Below are 18,577 nucleotides of genomic sequence, written 5' to 3' on the forward strand. Positions count from 1 at the left end.
CCGGATGAAGCCGGGCCGCTGGTTCTCCGAGCTCGGCTGGCGGCACGTCGTCGGCGTGATCGCCGTCGTCTACGCCGCGTTCCCGCTCGTGTACGTCCTCTCGGCGTCCTTGTCGGAGAACGGGACGCTCACCGGCTCCAACACGCTCTTCTCCGACGTGAGCGGCGCGAACTACGCCCAGCTCGGCAGCACGATGTTCTGGACGTGGATGGGCAACACCCTCGTCATCGCGGTCGCGACGTCCGTCGGCACGGTCCTCATGGGCGCGGCCGCCGCCTACGCCTTCTCGCGCTTCCGGTTCGCCGGGCGCCGCATGGGCCTCACGTCGCTGCTCATCGTCCAGATGTTCCCGCAGATGCTCGCGTTCGTGGCGATCTTCCTGCTGCTCATCGGCCTCGGGAACGTCGTCCCGATCCTCGGCCTGAACAGCAAGATCGCGCTCATCGCCGTGTACCTCGGCGGCGCGCTCGGCGTGAACACGTTCCTCATGTACGGGTTCTTCAACACGGTCCCGCGCGAGCTCGACGAGGCCGCCAAGATCGACGGCGCCACGCACTCGCAGATCTACTGGACGATCATCCTGCGCCTGGTGGCGCCGATCCTCGCGGTCGTCGCGCTGCTGTCGTTCATCAGCACGTTCGGCGAGTTCATCATCGCGCGCATCGTCCTCACGTCCGAGCGCAACTGGACGCTCGCCGTCGGGCTCTACGGCTGGGTGTCGTCGCTCAAGGAGGCGAACTGGGGCCTGTTCACGGCCGGCGCCGTGATCTCCGCGCTGCCCGTGCTCGCGCTGTTCCTCTACCTGCAGAAGTACATCGTCGGCGGGCTCACCGCCGGGTCCGTGAAGGGCTGACAGCGTGCGCGACGTCGTCACCCCCGTCCCGCACCACGACGGCTCGGCGCTGTACGTCCCCGAGGGCGTCCCCGCCCTCGGGGACACGGTCCCCGTCCGCGTGCGCGTGCCCCGGTCCGCGGGCGTGCGCGACGTGTGGCTGCGCACCGTGCGCGACGGCGAGCCGCGCCTCACCCCGGCGCGCCTCGACCGCTCGGACGAGCACGAGGACTGGTACGTCGCCGAGGTGCTCGTGCACAACCCGGAGACGGGGTACCGGTTCTTCCTCGACGAGGGCGAGCATGGCTACCGCTGGCTCAACGGCCGCGGGGTGTGGGACCGCGACGTGCCCGACGCCGCGGACTTCCGCCTCACCGTCCACGAGGGCGCGCCCGCGTGGATGCGCGACGGCGTCGTCTACCAGGTCTTCCCGGACCGGTTCGCGCGCTCCGCCGCGGCCGACGGGCGCCCGCTCCCGGAGTGGGCCGTCCCTGCGGCCTGGGACGACGAGCCGCACGGCGCGGGGCCCGACGTCGGCACGCAGTACTACGGGGGCGACCTCGCCGGGGTCGAGGAGCGGCTCGACCACCTCGTCGCGCTCGGCGTCACGACGCTGTACACGACGCCCGTCTTCCCGGGGCGCTCCAACCACCGCTACGACGCGAGCACGTTCGACCACGTCGACCCGCTGCTCGGCGGCGACGCGGCGTACGCGTCGCTGATCCGCGCCGCGCACGCGCGCGGGCTGCGCGTCATGGGCGACCTCACGACCAACCACACGGGCGCCGGTCACGAGTGGTTCGCGCGGGCGCTCGCGGACCCCGCCGCGCCGGAGCGCGACTTCTACTACTGGACCGACGGCGAGCCCGGGTACGTGGGCTGGCTCGAGCACGCGTCGCTGCCCAAGCTGTCGTACGGGTCGGCCGAGCTCGGGGCGCGCATGATCGACGGGCCCGGGTCCGTCGTCGGACGCTACCTGGGCGAGCCGTTCGGCCTCGACGGCTGGCGGATCGACGTCGCGAACATGACGGGACGCTTCGGTGCGGAGGACCGCACGCTCGAGGTCGCGCGGCGCCTGCGCGCGACCATGCGGGACGCGAACCCCGAGGCCGCGCTCGTCGCGGAGCACTTCCACGACGCGTCGGGCGACCTCGCGGGCGACGGCTGGCACGCGAACATGAACTACTCGGCGTTCACCCGCCCGGCCTGGACGTGGCTGTCCCCGGCGGACTCGCCCGTGCCGTACCTGGGGCTGCCGGTGCGCACGCCGCGGCGCGGCGGTCGCGACGTCGTGGCGACCATGCGCGAGTTCGACGCCGTGCTGCCGTGGCGCGTCACGGCATCGCAGTGGAACATGCTCGGCTCGCACGACACCCCGCGCCTGCGCTCGATCGTCGGCTCGCGCGAGATGGTCGAGGTCGCGGCGACGCTCCTGCTCACCTATCCCGGCACGCCGGTCGTCTTCGCGGGCGACGAGGTGGGGCTCACGGGCCTCAACGGCGAGCACGGTCGCGCGACGATGCCGTGGGACGACGCGGGGTCGGGATCCGGGCGCTGGGACGCCGCGACGTTCGACCTGTATCGCGCCCTGATCGCCGTCCGGCGCGGCTCGGACGCGCTGCGCCACGGCGGCCTGCGCTGGGTGCACGTCGACGACGACGCCCTCGTCTACCTGCGGGAGACGCCCGGCGAGCGCGTGCTCGTCGCGCTCGCCCGCGCACCCTGGGATGGCGTCACCCTGCACCCCGCGCTCGTGGGGCCGGGCGGGGCGGAGCGGCTGCACGGCACGCTGGGCCTCTCCCGGCACGACGGCGGCGCGCGGCTCGCCGGCGACGGCCCGGCCGTCGGGGTCTGGCGCCTGGGCTGAACGGCCCGTCCCGGTCGGCCCCACGGGCGTCCGGGGGCCCGAGACTCAGGCGAAGAGGTGCGCGACCTGGCGCACGGCGTCGTCGTACCGGGCGCGGTCGAACGTGAACGAGCCCAGCGCGGAGTAGTCCCACTCGGGCCGGAACGGCTGGGTGAGGTCGCGCCAGACGACGGTCGTCGCGTCGGCGTCGACCGTCACCTCGAACGGCCAGCACCCCGCCTCGTGGCAGTCGCACGCGAGCACCCACGCGTGCCCGCCCGACGGCATCCGTCCGCGGCCGTACCACTGGTGCGCGGCGTCGCCGTAGCGGAAGAACGCCGGGACCAGGCCGCCGTACGCGCCCGCGGGGGAGTAGCCGCGCGCCGACTCGTGCCGTCCGACGAGCTCGACGAGCGAGCGGCCGTCCACGTACGGGACGACCTCGACCAGGCCGTCGACGGTGACGGCCCGCAGCTCGAGCGCGTGCGCTGCACCCATGTGCGCGAGGCTACGCCCGCGCGGCTCTCCTCGCCGTGCGCCACGGCGGGACGTCGGCGACCGGCGCGCGGCCCTCGGCGCCGCCACGTCCCGACCCGCGTCGTTACGCTGGGGCCCGTGCAGACGTTCGAGCAGGAGGCGTTCGACCCCGCGGTGGTGGGGACCGGGCCGCGCCCGGCGCGCGGCGAGGAGGGCACGGCGTCGTACTCGGACGCCGACACCGAGCGGTGGTTCGTCGAGTCCGCGAAGTCCCGGGCCCGCACGCCGTTCGAGCGCGACCGCGCGCGCATCGTGCACTCGTCCGCCCTGCGCCGGCTCGGAGCCAAGACGCAGGTTCTCGGCCCGGGCAGCGACGACTTCGTCCGCACGCGCCTCACGCACACGCTCGAGGTCGCGCAGGTGGGGCGCGAGATCGGCAAGGCGCTCGGCTGCGACCCGGACATCGTCGACACCGCGTGCCTCGCGCACGACTTGGGACACCCGCCGTTCGGGCACAACGGCGAGCGGGCGCTCGCGGACCTCGCGGTCGACGTCGGCGGGTTCGAGGGCAACGCGCAGACCCTGCGGCTGCTCACGCGGCTCGACCCCAAGGTCGTCGACGCGGACGGGCGCTCGTACGGGCTCAACCTCACGCGCGCGAGCCTCGACGCGAGCGTGAAGTACCCGTGGGGCGCGGGCGAGGCGCCGCTGCGCGCGGACGGCCGCCCGACGCACAAGTTCGGCGTCTACGAGGACGACCGACCCGTGTTCGACTGGTTGCGCGCCGGCGCGCCGAGCCAGGTCAAGTGCCTCGAGGCGCAGGTCATGGACCTCGCGGACGACGTGTCGTACTCCGTGCACGACGTCGAGGACGCGATCGTGGGCGGGCGCATCGAGCTCGCCGTGCTGGACGACCCCGACGAGCGGGCCCGGGTCGTGCGCGCGGTCCACTCCTGGTACGGCACCGCGTACGACGAGGCGGCGCTCGACGCGGCGATCACGCGCCTGCAGGGCACGGGTCACCTGGTCACCGGGTTCGACGGGTCGCGCCGCGCGCTCGCGGCGCTCAAGGACGCGACGAGCCAGCTCATCGGCCGGTTCACCGGGGCCGCGCAGGACGCGACGCGCGCCGTCTACGGCGACGGCCCGCTCACCCGGTACGCCGCCCGCCTCGTGGTCCCGGACGAGACCGTCGCCGAGATCCTCGTGCTCAAGGGCGTCGCCGTCGCGTACGTGATGGCCCCGCGCGAGCAGGAGCCGCTCTACCAGCGCCAGCGCGAGGTCATCGCCGACCTCGTCCACGTCTTCTCCGACCGCGCTCCCGTCGCGCTCGAGCCGTCGTTCGCGGCGGACTGGGAGGCCGCGCCCGACGACGCGGCCCGCCTGCGCGTGGTGATCGACCAGGTCGCCTCGCTCACGGACGTCTCGGCGATGCAGTTCCACGCACGCCTCGTGCGCCCGCCGGCCTGAGGCCGACGGGCGCGACGCGGTCGGGTCGGAGGGCGGCTCAGGCCTGCTCGGTCATCCAGGCGTCGCTGGCGCGCTGCACGTCCGCGGCCGTCACGGAGTCCGCGACGGTCACGAAGAACCAGCGGTGCCCGAACGGGTCGCGGACCGCGGCCTGCCGGAACCCCTCGAACCAGTCCGCGGGCTCCGCGATGCTCGACCCGCCGGCAGAGATCGCCCGTGCGTAGGCGGCGTCGGCGTCCTCGACCGGGATCGTGAACGACGCGTGCGTCGGCGCCCCGGCCTCGGGCGCGACGGAGTCGGGCGGGAACGCCTCCGCGACCGTGAACGTGGACGTCCCGGCGGGGGAGACGAGCCGCAGGTCGGAGTGGATGATCTTCTCGCCCGCCGTGATCGTGTCGACCACCTCGGCGCCGAGCGCGGCCTCGTAGAACGCGATGGCCTCGCGCGCGCCGCTCACCGTGACGTTGGGGTGCAGTGCCGACATCTCCATGGGGTCCTCCTCGTCGTGGTCGCCCGCGGGGGTGCGGGCCGTACCCCCATGCTCGTGTCGGCGGGCCGTGCCAGTCTTGGAGGAATGCGACAGGTGTTCGAACCCCGGGTCAGCGCCGACGCGAGGGTGGCCCCTCGGCACGGCCCGACGACGTCCCTGCGGGGGCTCGTCGACCCCGCCGCCGCGCGGCGCGGGTTCGAGCTCGTGCGCGTCGACCCGGCGCCGGATCTCGCGGATCTCGTCGAACGGCACTGGGTCGTGCGCTGGGACCTGCCGCCGGGGGAGTCGTTCACGCAGGTCCTGGTGCCGCACCCGGTCGCCAACGTGGTCGCCGAGGCGGCGGGGTACGTCGCGCACGGCATCCCGCCGGGCCTGTTCGAGCGCACCTTGACCGGGTCGGGGGCCGTCGTGGGGACCAAGCTGCGGCCGGGCGCGTTCCGCGTCCTGCTGGGGCACGCGGACGCCGTGCGCCCGGGAGTGCAGGTGCCCGCCGCCGCGTTCCTCGGCCCGACGGCGGAGCGCACCGGCGCCGCCGCGCTCGCCCTCGCCGTCGCCGGCCGGGACGAGGAGGCCGCATGTGGTGTCGAGCCGCTGCTGCGGGCGCGGGCGGAACGCGTCCGCGACGCGCGGACGGCCCGCGACCTCGACCGCGTCGCCCGCGCGTTCGCCGCGCTCGTCGCCGGGGAGCTCGGGCCCGGTGCGGGCGTCGCCGACCTCGCCGCCGTCGTCGGGACCTCCGCCCGCTCGCTCCAGCGGATCTTCGCCGCGTACGTCGGCGTGAGCCCCAAGTGGGCCCTGCAGCGCCACCGCGTGCACCTCGCGGCCGACCTGCTCGCCGCCGACCCGGACCAGGACCTCGCGGCGCTCGCGAGCGCCGTCGGGTACTACGACCAGGCGCACCTCGGCACCGACTTCGCGCGCGCGACCGGGTCCACGCCGGGGGCGTACGCACGACGCTGCGCCGCGTCGCGCGACGCGCTCGTCGGGGCGGGCGCGACGGCGCACCCGGGGTGACCGACGACGCCGTCGCGCCACCCCGAGGCACCGCCCGGGCGCATAGACTCGCTCCGTGGCCGGCCTGATTCGACGCGAGGACGTGGAAGCCGTCCGCGACCGCGCACGGATCGACGAGATCGTCTCCGCGCACGTCACCCTCAAGACCGCGGGCGTCGGCTCGCTCAAGGGGTTGTGCCCCTTCCACGACGAGCGCTCGCCGTCCTTCCACGTGCGGCCCGGCGTGGGGCGCTGGCACTGCTTCGGGTGCGGCGAGGGCGGCGACGTCATCTCGTTCGTCCAGAAGATCGACGGCCTGACGTTCGTCGAGGCCGTCGAGTACCTCGCCGACCGCGTCGGGATCCAGCTCCGCTACGAGGACTCGGGAGGGCCGCAGCGCCCGCGCGAGGAGCCGGGACGGCGCCAGCGGCTGCTCGAGGCGCACCGCGTCGCCGCGCAGTACTTCTCCGAGCAGCTCTTCGCGCCCGGCGCTCAGGCGGCCCGCGCGTTCCTCGCCGAGCGCAGCTTCGACCGGGCCGACGCCGAGCACTTCGGCGTCGGGTACGCGCCCACCGGCTGGGACAACCTGCAGCGCCACCTCCAGGGGCGCGGCTTCACGCAGCCCGAGCTGATCGCGTCCGGACTCATGAGCCAGGGCCAGCGCGGCATCTACGACCGGTTCCGCGGTCGGCTCGTGTGGCCCATCCGCGACGTCACGGGCGAGATCGTCGGGTTCGGCGCGCGGCGCCTCTACGACGAGGACCAGGGGCCCAAGTACCTCAACACCCCCGAGACCTCGCTCTACAAGAAGTCGCACGTGCTCTACGGCATCGACCTCGCCAAGCGCGAGATCGCCAAGCAGAAGCGCGTCGTCGTCGTCGAGGGGTACACGGACGTCATGGCCGCGCACCTCTCCGGCGTGACGACCGCCGTCGCGACGTGCGGCACGGCGTTCGGGTCCGACCACGCGCGCATCGTGCGCCGGCTCCTCGGCGACACGACGGCCGGGGGTGGCATGCAGCTCGCCTCGGGCGCCTCCGTCGGGGGAGAGGTCGTGTTCACGTTCGACGGCGACGCCGCGGGCCAGAAGGCCGCCGTGCGCGCGTTCGGCGAGGACCAGCGCTTCTACGCCCAGACGTTCGTGGCCGTCGAGCCGAGCGGCATGGACCCGTGCGAGCTGCGCATGGCGCGCGGCCCCGACGCGGTCCGCGCGCTCGTCGACGGGCGCCAGCCCCTCTTCGAGTTCGTCATCCGGACGACGCTCGCGACGTTCGACCTCGACACCGCCGAGGGCCGCGTCGGCGCGCTGCGCGCCGCCGCCCCGGTCGTCGCCGGGATCCGCGACGCCGCGCTGCGCCCCGAGTACGCCCGCATGCTCGCCGGCTGGATCGGCATGGACGCCGAGCGCGTCCGCCGCGAGGTGGCGGCCGCCGCCAAGCGGGGCAGCGCGCCCGGCCCGGTCCGCACCGCGCGGCCCGACGACGCCCGCCCGGGTGCGGAGGCCCCCGCACCCGAGCCGGAGGTCCCGGCGCTGCCGGCGCCCGACCCGCGCGACCCCGTGGCGCGCCGCGAGCGCCTCGCGCTCGTCGCCGTCCTCCAGTACCCCCAGCACGTGCCGCCGGTCTTCGACGACCTCGGCGAGGACGCCTTCGCCGTCCCGGCCTGGCGCGCCGTGCATGCGGCGATCCGTGCCGCGGGCGGGGTGCGCGCAGGCGCGCCCCTCGGCGCCGGGCACTGGGTCGAGGCCGTCGTCGAGCAGGCCGCCGAGCCCGTGCGCGGCCTCGTGACCGAGCTCGCCGTCGCGCCGCTGCCGGAGGACCGCGAGAACGTCGTCGGCGGCTACGTCGCCGGGGTCGTGCGCGGCCTCGTCGACCTCGGCCTCACGCGCCGCGTCGCCGACGCGAAGAGCCGCCTCCAGCGCCTCGACCCCACGGCGGACCTCGCCGCGTACCAGGAGGCGTTCGCCGCGCTCCTCGCGGTCGAGGCGGAGCGCCGCACGCTGCGCGAGGGCGAGATCGCCTGAGCCGTCCGGGAGGTCAGGCCCTCGCGTCCGCGGTCGCGGCGGTCGTTGCGGCCCGGCGGTCGCGCGCCGCCTGCCGGTCCGGCGGCATGAGGGCTGCGAGGACGACGAGGACGGCGGCGCTCGCGGCGAGCAGGACGAACACGACGTGGATCGCGCTCATGAGGCCGGGGCCCTCCGGCGTGCCGTCGGCACCGAGCGTCGTGCGGGCGTTGACGATCGCGCCGCAGACCGCGACGCCGACCGCGGAGCCCAGCGACCGCGCGAACATGTTGGTGCCCGTCACGGCGCCGCGCTCCGAGAAGGCGGCCGACGACTGGGCGGCGATGAGCGTCGGGACGGCGGTCAGGCCCATCCCGACACCGACGACGAACGTCGTCGCGGCGACCGCGGCGACCGACGACGAGGCGCCCAGCAGCAGCGTGAGCGAGGTGCCGACGAGGACGAGCGCGGAGCCGATGACGGCGGTCCAGCGGAAGCCGATCCGCAGGTAGAGGCGCCCGGCGTTCGAGGCGGAGATCGGCCAGCCGACCGTCATCGCGGCGAGCGCGAAGCCCGCGACGAGCGGCCCGACGCCGAGGACGCCCTGGGCGTAGATCGGTACGTACGTGGACAGCGCGAGGACGATGACCCCGACGAGGAGCGAGACCGCCGTCGAGACGCCGACGACGCGCCGGCGCAGGATCGCGAGGTCGACCACGGGGTAGCGCGTGCGCCGTGCGTGCAGCGCGAAGACGCCGAGCAGGAGGACCGCGGCGCCGAGGACCGCGAGCGACGCGGGGGAGGCCCACGCCCACGTGGACCCGCCCTCGAGCAGCCCGAGCAGCAGCAGCGTGCTGCCGGCGGTGAGGAGCGCGGCGCCGACGTAGTCGATGGGCTCGCGCGCTCCCTCGCGCGGGGACTCGTGGTACCGGCGGTGCAGCATCCACGCCGCCAGCGCGCACAGCGGCACGTTGACGAAGAAGATCCAGCGCCAGCTCACGAACTCGGAGAAGACGCCGCCGAGCGTCGGGCCGACGACCGACGAGATCGCCCACACCGACGCGAGGTAGCCCTGCGCCTTCGCGCGCTCCTCGAGCGTGTAGATGTCGGCGGCGATCGTCTGGGAGACGGGCATCACCGCACCGGCTCCCAGGCCCTGGAGCACGCGGCCCGCGACGAGCGCCGGCATCGACCACGCGAACCCGCACAGCACCGACCCGAGGAAGAACAGGGCGACCCCCGCCAGCATGAGGCGCTTGCGGCCGAGCACGTCGGACAGCCTGCCGAACACCGGCGTCCCGACCGCCTGCGCGAGCAGATAGCTGGAGAAGAGCCAGGGGAGCTGCGCGAACCCACCGAGCTCGCGCGCGATCGTGGCCGACGCCGTCGCGATGATCGTCGCGTCGAGCGCGACGAGGGCCGTGGACAGCATGAGCGCGAGGAGGACGGGGCCGCGCTCGGAGCGCAGACCGATCCCGGCAGGGGACGTCGTGGTCACGACAGACGCAAGCCCCGGGCAACGGTCGAGTATTCCCGAGGCGCAGACGTGCGCGGTCCGATCGGTCGACGGGACCGGAGAACAGCGCGGCCCCGGACCGCTGAGCGATCCGGGGCCGAACCTGTGGGCTCCCGCGGTAGGACTTGAAGAATCGCGACCTCTGTAGGCCGGGCCCGCGAGAATCTGTAGATTCTGGCCCCATTGCTGGGATTGTCGCCACCGTACCGCGTGGCAACACGGGACGCAACAGGCCACACGGGTACACTTGGATTGCCAGTAGGTTGCCAAGCCGGGAGGCCCCGAGATGCCACCGAGGAAGCGTCAGCCCCGCCGCGGGTGGGGACGCCTGCGCCAGCGCCCGGGAGGGGAGTGGCAGGCCGGGTACATGGGTCCTGACGCTGCTCTGCACTACGCCGCGCACACGTTCGGGACGAAGCTCGACGCCGAGGCGTGGCTCATCGCCCAGCGACGCCGGATCGACGCCGGCACATGGACCGCCGTGGAGCCCGTGGCCGCGCCCGTGCTGACGCTGGGGGAGTACGCCGAGACGTGGCTAGAGCGCCGCGACCTGCGTCCCACGACGGCCCGCCAGTACCGGCACTACCTCGACTCCCACATCCTCCCGACGTTTGCCGAGCGTCCCCTGGCGGACGTCACACCCACCGAGGTAGCGCGCTGGGAGGCGACCTTGCGCCGCGACCTCGCCGCCGCGGCTGCCAAGACCTCGCGCCCGGACCGCACCGGGAGCACGGCCGTCGCCCACGCCTACGCCCTGCTGCGCACGATCTACCGGGCTGCCGTGCGTGAAGACCTCGTGAGCGTGAGCCCGTGCCGCGTCGAGGGCGCCGGGCAGGCTAGGCGAGCTGTCGAACCCGTGACGCTCGAGCCCCACGAACTCGCCGCCCTCGCCGCCGCGATCCGGTCGGATCTGTCCGCGCTCGTCCTGCTGGCAGGCTGGGGCGCACTGCGCCTGGGTGAGCTGCTGGAGCTGCGCCGCGCCGACGTCGACCTCAAGGCCGGGACCGTGCGCGTGGTGCGCCAGGTCCAGCACCTGCCGCACCACGAGCCCGTTGTCGGGCCACCGAAGACCGACGCCGGACGCCGGACCGTGCACCTGCCCCCGCACGTCGTAGAAGCGCTCCGCGTCCACCTGGCCAAACATGCCGCACCTGGTCCCCAAGGGCTGCTGTTCCACCGCGACGGAGCGTGGTGGGCGCCCTCGACGCTGCGAGACAAGTTCCGGCCCGCTGCCGCCGCGATCGGCAAGCCTGCGTTGCGTGTGCACGGGCTACGACACAGCGCCTTGACGCTCGCCGCCCGTACCGGAGCGACGACGGCCGAGCTCATGGCCCGTGCTGGGCACACGTCACCGCAGGCCGCGCTGCGCTACCAGCACGCGGCGCAGACCCGAGACGCGGAGATCGCCGCCGCGCTGGCCGTCATGGCGAGTGCGACCGTGAGCCTCGACGCCGAGCGAATCCGGAGGGCAGAGGGATGACGCTGCACTTGGACGTGGTGTGCACAGGGAAGGGGCATCACGGCCGCGGGGAGCACGCCGAGGAACTGCTCGGGAAGATCTACCGCTATGAGTCGCTGGCTGAGCGCTGGGCGCAAGAGGACCCGCTGCCCGACGGGTTCCCCGACCCGCGCGACGAGCACGATCCGCCCGACTACGTCCACGAGTGGTTCACGACCTACGGCGTGCGCACCGACAACGGCAAGGCGCGGATCCTCGCCCCTGACGCGGACATGTTCACAACGGGAACCTACGGAACTCCCGGGTGGCATCGGACGCACATCTACAGATGCCGCATCTGCCGCCAGGACCCGCCGCGCATGTTCCGCGACGAGACGCTGACGCAGTACGAAGAGATGACGCGCCACACGCCGACGGCCGGGCGGCTCGACGTCTCGCTCAAGCTGCCCAAGATGCGATGACAGGGGCGACACGCCGAGCGTACGGCTCGCCGGACGTGTCCCCACTCACGTAGCCTGTCCCTAGCGGCCCACCCTGTCCCATTCGGGGAGGTGCCAGGCTCCGGCACTCCGGGCGGGAACATTCCCGGGGGTTCCTAGGCCCACACTCGCAGCGCGAGGACGGGTCTCTAGGTCAACCCCTGGAGCCCCCGTTGAGCACCGCAACCCATCCTGAACGGCTCGCCAGCACCGCCGTTGCCGGCGAGCGCTACGACGTCCACGCCCGAACGATCCGCCGATGGATCGCAGAGGGGCGCCTGACCGGCTACCGCGTCGGTCCCAAGCTGCTCAAGGTCGACCTCGACGAGCTGGATCGCATCCTGTGCGCTCCGATCCCGACGGCTGGTCGGGGGCACGTCGCGTGATCACACCCCAGACACGAGAACGCCGCCCGGGTGGCGACCAGGCGGCGGCGGTTCTCGAGGTGAACAAGACGAGCGTACCGCTCACCCACGACAAGGTCGCGATCCTCGACGGCGTGGTGCTCACGCCCTCCGAGCTCGCGCTCTACCAGAGCGGTGTCGAGGCCGGGATCGAGATCGGTCGTCGGCAGGTCGAGGACGAGAACCGCGAGTCGCACGAGACCGCGGCTCGCGTCGCACGGATGGTCGCCGAGACGGTCCCCTTCGAGGAGCTCTGCCGACGCCGCGGTGAGGAACGCCGGGCTGAGCACCAGCGCAGGATCCTGCAGGCACGCGGGGTGATCGCATGAGCATCGACCCCTATATCGAGCTCGTGATTCCCGAGCCGCCCGAGGAGTTCGGGGCGGTTCCCGGTTCCGCACCCCCTGTGTGGGAACCGGGAACTGCTGCATCGGGCAACGGTTCCCCGGTTCCGGGAACCGACCGGGAACCGGGAACCGCCCTCTACGCGGACCTCGCCGCGCTCCTGGACGGGACTCTCCCAGAACCGCCCGAGCCGGAAGTCCTCTCGTGCACGGACGGCGTCGCGCTGTTCTACCGCGCCCAGGTCAACCACGTCTTCGGGGACCCGGAGTCCGGCAAGACCTTCCTCTGCCAGGCCGCCGTCGCCGAGGCGCTCACGGAACACCGACGTGCCGCGATCATCGACATGGACCACAACGGTCCGGCGTCCACCGTCTCGCGCCTGTTCGACCTCGGCGCCCCTGAGGGCGCTCTGCGGGACCTCGACCGCTTCCGGTACGCCGAGCCCGAGGACGGCGCCCACCTGGTGGCGGTCGTGCGTGACCTCGTCGCATGGAAGCCCTCTGTCGTGGTCCTGGACTCCCTCGGAGAAATCTTGCCTGTCTTCGGGGGGTCCTCGAACAGTCCGGACGACTTCACCCGCGTGCACTCCCTGGTGATGAAGCCGCTCGCGATGGCCGGCGCATCCGTCCTCGTGATCGACCACCTCGCGAAGAGCTCGGAGTCTCGGGCTCAGGGCGCGACGGGGACCGCGGCCAAGAAGCGCGCCGTGGGCGGTGTATCTCTGCGGGTGACGATCGCTGAGCAGTTCGTCCCCGGCAAGGGCGGTGCAGCACACGTCGCGATCGCGAAGGATCGTCACGGCGGACTGCGCGCACACCGACCCACCGGGGACAAGGAACCCCTCGCCGGCACGTTCCGGCTCTACCCGTCCGAGGAGGACCGGCGCTGGGCAGTGCACGCGCCTGCCTCCGACGAGCGCAACCCTGCCGAAGCCGCAGACGCTGCCGACGTCGAGGCGCTGCGCCAACTCGCCCCGCCCCCGCGAAGCGTCGAGGACGCGCGCACCCGGCTCGGATGGCGGAAGGCCCGCGCCGCCGTTGCGCTACGGACATACCGGGAGCAGATCGGACATACGGAAGCGGTTCCCGGTTCCGGGACCCAGGGTCGGGAACCGGGAACCGCTACGGGAGCCACCTGCCCGGCGTGCGGAGACCCTGTCGATCCCGTGCTCGTCGCAGCTGGGATCCCTCACTGCGAGGTGGCCTCGTGAACCGCCTTTGCGTGTGCGGTCACACGCTCCGGATTCACGGCCGTCCCTGGATCCCCGATGACCACTGCCGCGCCTGGAACCCAATCGACGGCGCCTGCGACTGCACCGACTTCGACGAGGAGACCCGACGATGAGCGTGACCACGAGCCGTCCCGAGACCGTCGACCAGCACGGCACCCGTCACCGGTACGGCTGCCGCATCCCGGGTTGGACCAGCGAGCCATCTCCGCTGCGCGGATGGCATATCTGCCGATGCTCCGAGTGCGGCGCGGTGCGGCTCGTGAGGGCTGGAGGTGGGGATGGACGGTAATGGGGCGAAGGGATACCTCGTGGGGGTACACGGGCCTGGCGTCCTAGTCCCCGCGAGGGTAGCCGCCTGGCTCGAGAAGCGAGCCGGCCTGTCCTCGTTGCGCGCGCGGGCGCGTGGTGCCGACCCCGAGGTGGACGCGGTGCTTCTCGCCCTCCGCGTTGCTGGCCTCGCGTGGCTCACTTCCGCCACCGGAAGTGAGGTCGAGCCTGAGCCGGAAGTGCGACGAGAGTCGAGTCAGTGGTTGAGCACGGGACAGGCCGCCGAGCTGCTGGGCATGACGGACCGAGGAGTCCGACTCGCGATCAGCGAGGGACGACTCGAAGCCGAGAAGGTCGCAGACCGGTACCGGATCAGCCGCAGCAACGTCGAGCACTACCGGGCCGCGAGGGCGGCGTGACAGGAGGACCGATGGACACGAACCAGACGATCGCGAAGATCGTCGCAGCGGGCGGAGCGGACGAGCTGCGCACGACCCTCGACAAGCACGCCACCAGCGCGACGCGCGAGTACGACGACATCCGCAGCCAGGACGACTACACCGAGGACGCCCGGCACCGGCTGCTGTCCGAGGCGTACGACCGGCGCAAGGCCTCGCTCGACAACGACCTGGCCCGGCTCGCGTCCAGCGCCGGCGAGGTCGACCGTGGTGCGGTCGGACGAGCCTTCGGGACCACGGGACTCCCCGGCGATCCGGCATCACTGACGATCTCGCTGCGAGACGCGCAGGACCGCGTCGCGAAGGTCCGGGACGAGGAAGAGCTCGAGACGCTCCTCGGTCGCGCGACCCGCAGCGGCGACGAGGTCCTCGCCCGGGCAGTCGCGGCCCGCGCCGCAGAGATCGGCAAGACGTACGTCGTCGAGGAGTTCGTCAGGGTCCGCCCGGACCTCAAGACGGACGTCGACCGGGCGATGCTCGCCGTCGGGCGCCCGTCGAGCGCGGGCAAGCTCGAGTGGAACGTGCGCCTCGGCAAGATCCGTCCCTCCGAGCTGAAGAGGCGCTGACATGGTCACCACCTTCCGGGTCGCGACCCTCGAGACTGCGTTCACGGCGAATACCGACGATGTCGACGCCGCGGTCAAGCGAGTCAAGGGCGAGGCCGAGTCGGTCACGAAGGCGCCTGCGGTACTCGAGGTCGGGGCTGACACCGCAGACGCGGACAGGAAGCTCAAGGACGTCCAGGATCTCCTCAAGTCCGTGGGCCGTGAGGACATCGAGCCGCAGGTCGTCGTCGATGCCCTCGACGCCATGGCGGACCTCGACCGTCTCGCGGACGAGCTCGAGGACGTAGACCGAAAGCGCACCGAGGCCGACATCCAGGCCGACGCGGACGAGGCACTCGACCGTGCAGCGAAGGTCTACGACGCGCTGCAGGACATCGACGACCTCGACGTCGAGGCCGAGGTTCGCGCGGACACGGACCGCGCATCCAAGGGCCTGGACGGGTTCAGGGACGAGGCAGGGCAGTCGGGCCGGGAGGCTGCTGCCTCGTTCTCTGGTGGCTTCGACGACGTGACGGACACCGTCCAGGAGATCGCTGCCAACGCCTTCGCCGGGTTCGGGCCCATCGGCTCTGCGGCCGGGATCGTTGCCGCCGCCGGTCTGGGCGTGCTCTTCACCAGGCTGCAGGACTTCGCAGACCTCGTGAACGACGCCAAGGAAGAGTCCGGCGAGCTCGCCTTGGAGTTCAAGGAGGCCGGCGTCGGGTTCGACCGGTCCGGTCTCATCGAGAAGTTCGACGAGATGCTGACCAAGGTCACCGACGTCCGATCCTCGTGGGAGCTCTGGCAGGACGAGGCCAAGACGAACCTCGACGACATTCAGGTCGGGCTCGAGGGGACGACCGTCACCCTGGGCGACCTGTACGCCGCGGTGGGGTCCGGCGACTTCTCCAACCTCGAGAAGCACATCGACATCCTGCGCGAGCAGAACGAGGCCCTCGACGAGCAGTACCGGGCGCTCGACCCCCTTCTCGACGCACCGGTCGCAGACAAGCTGGCTGACGAGTACCAGGCTCGCAGCCGCACGATCGAGGTACTGCAGTCCCAGGCCAACACGATGCGAGACGCCGAGGAGGTCTCGTACCAGCTCCGCGAGGCCGAGACCGGGCTTACCGAGGAGCAGCTGCGCCAGGTCGACGCCCTCACGCGAGTGAACGACGCGCTGCGGGACATGAACGACCTGCGACAGTCCACGATCGAGGCGACCCTGAACTTCGAGGACGGGATCGCGTCGCTGACGGACAAGCAGGAGGGCTGGAACAACAGCCTGTCCACGGGCGACCAGATGGGGCGCGACAACCAGCGCACCATCCTCGGCCTAACTGACGACCTACAGGCCTTGTACGACGCAACGCTCGAGCAGACCGACTCGCAGGAGCAGGCAAACGCAGTGCTGCGAGACGGACGACAGCGCCTCCTCGACAGCGCTGCGGCGGCGGGCTACAACGCCGGCGAGGTCGCGGCACTCGTTGACGAAGTCCTCTCGATCCCGCTCTCCCGCGGCACGGACGTGTACGCGAACGTCGCGTCAGCGCAAGCGACCTTGCAGCGGTTCGACCGGGAGTGGAACGGGCACCGGGTGTCGATCTACTTCGACGCGAAGACCGGGACGCAGGTCAACGGCGTCGGGTTCGCTGCACGCGCCTTCGCTGCGGGCGGGCCGATCCCCGGGCCGCCGCACCAGACCGTCCTCACGATAGGAGCCCACGCATGAGCTTCCTCGCCCTGACCGCCCATGGCGACCGCGCTGAGCTCTACTCCGACACGTGGTCGTACTCGCGCACCGTGCGCGTTCTCGACACCACCACGAAGATCGAACCGATCCTGCACCTGGACATGGCGATCGCGATCCTCGGCGACCACGAAGCCGCCGTCACGTGGAAGCGCATGATCGGCCTGACCAACGCCACGACGATGGACCAGCTCAACGACGTCACTCCTGAGTACGCCAGGCAGATGTGGGCGAGCCTGCCCGAGCTCGGCGAGCGCGAAGAAGTCACCTTCGTGCACGTCGGCTGGTCCCACCGCTCAGCCTCCTTCACGGCCACGACCTTCTCGTCGCGGTTCGACTTCGTGCCTCGCCCCGTCGTCGGTCTGTTCGTCTACCCGGCGCCGATCGGCGTCCGACCCAGCGGCATAGAGCTCGCCGGCATGGCCGAGCGACTCGTCGGCGACACCGGCCAAGACACGCTCGAGCGCTTCGCAGGCTTCCCCGCCATGCTCCCGCCGGCCACCACCGACGGGTGGGTCGACCTCGCGATGCGCGCCCGCCTCGACCGCGCCTGCGCCTCGCAGGCCACCCAGATGAAGGTGCTCCTCGGCGGGAAGCTACAGCGCACCGTCCTGCACCGCGGCCGGGTCGAACAGTCCGTGGTGCACACCTTCGACGACCGAGTGAACCGGCCCGAGTTCCAGGCCGTCGTCGCCGGCACCATGCACCCCCGCGGACAGATCCAAGACTGCACCTGCGGCTCCGGCAAGACCTACCGCGACTGCTGCATCCAGACCTACATCGACGCCCCGTGCTGGTGCGGCAGCGACAAGTCCATGAGTGACTGCTGCGCGCTACCCCTCGACGACGTGCTCCTCACCGCCCACCGGAAGGACGTGCCGTGAGCGACGAGACCCACTCACATCGCTTGAGCGCCGTGCTCGAAGCCATCGCCGACGCCGCCAGGGAGCGACAACGCCGACGTGCCGAGGCCGACGCTGCGACGGGCCTTGAACGACGCCGTGCCGCCCGGAACCCCGACAAGCAGGCCGCGACCCAAGCACTGCGGCGACACCTCACCCGATGACCCCCGGGGGGTGGCCCTGGCCAAGAAGGGGTTCGCAGCCAGGTAGTTAGCGAAATCCCGCGCGGTGACCCAAACGTTGAGCCCCTCGATCACGGCCTAAGGAGGCCCCATGACCACCACGCAGGCACCACCGCCCCCCGCAGAGCTGCGTGCTCCCGGCGTCGAGCTCTGGGACGCGATCGTCGCTGACTTCGAGCTCGGACCAGCCGAGGCAGCGCAGCTCGAAGAGGCGTGCCGTACCCGTGACCGCATCCGAGACCTCGATGCCGCCGTGGCGAAGGACGGCATCATGATCCCGAGCAGCCAGGGGATGCGCCTTCACCCGGCCGTCGCGGAGGCTCGCGCACACCGCCTCGCGATGGCGCGAATCCTCGCCACACTCGGCGTGCCCGGACTCGACGAGGACGCGCCGGCAGCCCGTCCCGTCCGCGGCGTCTACGCGGGACGGGGTCGACGATGAGGCGCCGACTGCCCGAGCCTGAGCCCACGATCGAGCCGCCGCCCGAGTTGCTGACGTTCGACCCGGATCTTTGGCCCGACGTGCCCACGTGGCAGAAGGCGCGCCAAGACTGGCGCCACGAGCACGGCGTCAAGATCCCGCCGGACCCCGACGGCTACTACCGCATGTTCCGAGTGGAGTGGATATGAGACGACGCCACGAGCCCACGGGTACCACGCCGGTGCCGGCCCGGCTGCGCACGTTCCCTGGCCGCACGATCGACGACTGGTACCCCTGGCATGTCGAGCGCCACGCCTTCTACCGGGAGAACCCGGACGCGTGGCCGAACATGGTCGACTTTCTCTGCGAGAGCTACGACGCCCGGGACAGCGTCATGCCGAAGCTGCGGAAGACGAGGTAGGGCCGCGCTGGCCCGCGTTGGTGGGTGAATCTCGCATTTCACCCACCCCGGACGAGTAACCCGTGCGGCTTGGAGTGGGACCGTGAA

General features: G+C 72.3%; 21 protein-coding genes. 18 read left to right on the plus strand and 3 right to left on the minus strand.

The annotated features are described in order from the left end of the window. The first annotated feature begins 4 nt into the window (after positions 1 to 4). Positions 5 to 853: a sugar ABC transporter permease gene (locus ABRQ22_RS06505; protein ID WP_353709511.1), complete on the plus strand. Its 849-nt coding sequence runs from the start codon at positions 5 to 7 to the stop codon at positions 851 to 853. Positions 854 to 857: 4 nt separating this feature from the next. Continuing rightward, positions 858 to 2,699 carry a glycoside hydrolase family 13 protein gene (locus ABRQ22_RS06510; protein WP_353708952.1) on the plus strand — a complete coding sequence of 614 codons (1,842 nt, stop codon included), beginning with the start codon at positions 858 to 860 and terminating at the stop codon, positions 2,697 to 2,699. A 45-nt stretch (positions 2,700 to 2,744) separates the two neighbouring features. Here ABRQ22_RS06510 and ABRQ22_RS06515 read toward each other — a convergent pair whose 3' ends face one another. Continuing rightward, a complete protein-coding gene (locus tag ABRQ22_RS06515; RefSeq protein ID WP_353708953.1) occupies positions 2,745 to 3,176 on the minus strand; it encodes a hypothetical protein in 432 nt (143 codons plus the stop codon). Positions 3,177 to 3,329: 153 nt separating this feature from the next. On the opposite strand from ABRQ22_RS06515, the gene ABRQ22_RS06520 reads away from it, so the two are divergent. After that, positions 3,330 to 4,625, plus strand: a complete 1,296-nt coding sequence (locus tag ABRQ22_RS06520) for a deoxyguanosinetriphosphate triphosphohydrolase (RefSeq protein ID WP_253050766.1) — start codon at positions 3,330 to 3,332, stop codon at positions 4,623 to 4,625. A gap of 37 nt (positions 4,626 to 4,662) precedes the next feature. Here ABRQ22_RS06520 and ABRQ22_RS06525 read toward each other — a convergent pair whose 3' ends face one another. Next, positions 4,663 to 5,115 carry a VOC family protein gene (locus ABRQ22_RS06525; protein ID WP_253050275.1) on the minus strand — a complete coding sequence of 151 codons (453 nt, stop codon included), beginning with the start codon at positions 5,113 to 5,115 and terminating at the stop codon, positions 4,663 to 4,665. A 93-nt stretch (positions 5,116 to 5,208) separates the two neighbouring features. Here ABRQ22_RS06525 and ABRQ22_RS06530 point away from each other — a divergent pair, with 93 nt between their 5' ends. Next, the gene (locus tag ABRQ22_RS06530; protein WP_353708954.1) at positions 5,209 to 6,129 is read left to right on the plus strand and encodes a helix-turn-helix domain-containing protein; all 921 of its coding nucleotides are present in this window, start codon (positions 5,209 to 5,211) and stop codon (positions 6,127 to 6,129) included. Positions 6,130 to 6,184: 55 nt separating this feature from the next. Further along, a complete protein-coding gene (gene dnaG, locus ABRQ22_RS06535) occupies positions 6,185 to 8,131 on the plus strand; it encodes a DNA primase (RefSeq protein WP_353708955.1) in 1,947 nt (648 codons plus the stop codon). A 13-nt stretch (positions 8,132 to 8,144) separates the two neighbouring features. Here dnaG and ABRQ22_RS06540 read toward each other — a convergent pair whose 3' ends face one another. After that, complete coding sequence (locus tag ABRQ22_RS06540) at positions 8,145 to 9,608, minus strand: MDR family MFS transporter (RefSeq protein ID WP_353708956.1); 1,464 nt, start codon at positions 9,606 to 9,608, stop codon at positions 8,145 to 8,147. A 385-nt stretch (positions 9,609 to 9,993) separates the two neighbouring features. On the opposite strand from ABRQ22_RS06540, the gene ABRQ22_RS06545 reads away from it, so the two are divergent. The 13 genes from ABRQ22_RS06545 (at position 9,994) to ABRQ22_RS06605 (ending at position 18,490) form a co-directional block, all read left to right on the plus strand. Further along, positions 9,994 to 11,106 (plus strand): site-specific integrase, encoded by a 1,113-nt coding sequence (locus ABRQ22_RS06545; RefSeq protein WP_353708957.1) that lies wholly within the window; start codon positions 9,994 to 9,996, stop codon positions 11,104 to 11,106. Then, entirely contained in the window at positions 11,103 to 11,546 is a 444-nt protein-coding gene (locus tag ABRQ22_RS06550) for a hypothetical protein (RefSeq protein ID WP_353708958.1), read from the plus strand. The genes ABRQ22_RS06545 and ABRQ22_RS06550 overlap by 4 nt, the downstream gene beginning before the upstream one ends. A gap of 191 nt (positions 11,547 to 11,737) precedes the next feature. Further along, positions 11,738 to 11,950: a DNA-binding protein gene (locus ABRQ22_RS06555; RefSeq protein WP_353708959.1), complete on the plus strand. Its 213-nt coding sequence runs from the start codon at positions 11,738 to 11,740 to the stop codon at positions 11,948 to 11,950. A gap of 59 nt (positions 11,951 to 12,009) precedes the next feature. Then, positions 12,010 to 12,297, plus strand: coding sequence for a hypothetical protein (locus tag ABRQ22_RS06560; RefSeq protein WP_353708960.1), 288 nt, complete (start codon positions 12,010 to 12,012; stop codon positions 12,295 to 12,297). Beyond that, on the plus strand, positions 12,294 to 13,523 hold the full coding sequence (locus ABRQ22_RS06565) for a hypothetical protein (RefSeq protein ID WP_353708961.1): 1,230 nt from the start codon (positions 12,294 to 12,296) through the stop codon (positions 13,521 to 13,523). Before ABRQ22_RS06560 ends, ABRQ22_RS06565 begins: the two co-directional genes overlap by 4 nt. A 551-nt stretch (positions 13,524 to 14,074) precedes the next feature. Beyond that, the gene (locus ABRQ22_RS06570) at positions 14,075 to 14,230 is read left to right on the plus strand and encodes a helix-turn-helix domain-containing protein (RefSeq protein WP_353708962.1); all 156 of its coding nucleotides are present in this window, start codon (positions 14,075 to 14,077) and stop codon (positions 14,228 to 14,230) included. Positions 14,231 to 14,241: 11 nt separating this feature from the next. Next, entirely contained in the window at positions 14,242 to 14,835 is a 594-nt protein-coding gene (locus ABRQ22_RS06575; protein ID WP_353708963.1) for a hypothetical protein, read from the plus strand. Between the two features lies 1 nt (position 14,836). Then, the gene (locus ABRQ22_RS06580; protein ID WP_353708964.1) at positions 14,837 to 16,546 is read left to right on the plus strand and encodes a hypothetical protein; all 1,710 of its coding nucleotides are present in this window, start codon (positions 14,837 to 14,839) and stop codon (positions 16,544 to 16,546) included. Beyond that, positions 16,543 to 17,448: an SEC-C domain-containing protein gene (locus tag ABRQ22_RS06585; RefSeq protein ID WP_353708965.1), complete on the plus strand. Its 906-nt coding sequence runs from the start codon at positions 16,543 to 16,545 to the stop codon at positions 17,446 to 17,448. The genes ABRQ22_RS06580 and ABRQ22_RS06585 overlap by 4 nt, the downstream gene beginning before the upstream one ends. Continuing rightward, positions 17,445 to 17,630, plus strand: coding sequence for a hypothetical protein (locus ABRQ22_RS06590; protein WP_353708966.1), 186 nt, complete (start codon positions 17,445 to 17,447; stop codon positions 17,628 to 17,630). The genes ABRQ22_RS06585 and ABRQ22_RS06590 overlap by 4 nt, the downstream gene beginning before the upstream one ends. Before the next feature lie 109 nt (positions 17,631 to 17,739). Beyond that, positions 17,740 to 18,090 carry a P27 family phage terminase small subunit gene (locus ABRQ22_RS06595; protein WP_353708967.1) on the plus strand — a complete coding sequence of 117 codons (351 nt, stop codon included), beginning with the start codon at positions 17,740 to 17,742 and terminating at the stop codon, positions 18,088 to 18,090. Beyond that, positions 18,087 to 18,278 (plus strand): hypothetical protein, encoded by a 192-nt coding sequence (locus ABRQ22_RS06600; protein WP_353708968.1) that lies wholly within the window; start codon positions 18,087 to 18,089, stop codon positions 18,276 to 18,278. The genes ABRQ22_RS06595 and ABRQ22_RS06600 overlap by 4 nt, the downstream gene beginning before the upstream one ends. Further along, positions 18,275 to 18,490 (plus strand): hypothetical protein, encoded by a 216-nt coding sequence (locus tag ABRQ22_RS06605; protein WP_353708969.1) that lies wholly within the window; start codon positions 18,275 to 18,277, stop codon positions 18,488 to 18,490. Before ABRQ22_RS06600 ends, ABRQ22_RS06605 begins: the two co-directional genes overlap by 4 nt. The last annotated feature ends 87 nt before the right edge of the window (positions 18,491 to 18,577 follow it).

The organism is Cellulosimicrobium sp. ES-005 (assembly GCF_040448685.1).
GTDB lineage: Bacteria > Actinomycetota > Actinomycetes > Actinomycetales > Cellulomonadaceae > Cellulosimicrobium > Cellulosimicrobium cellulans_G.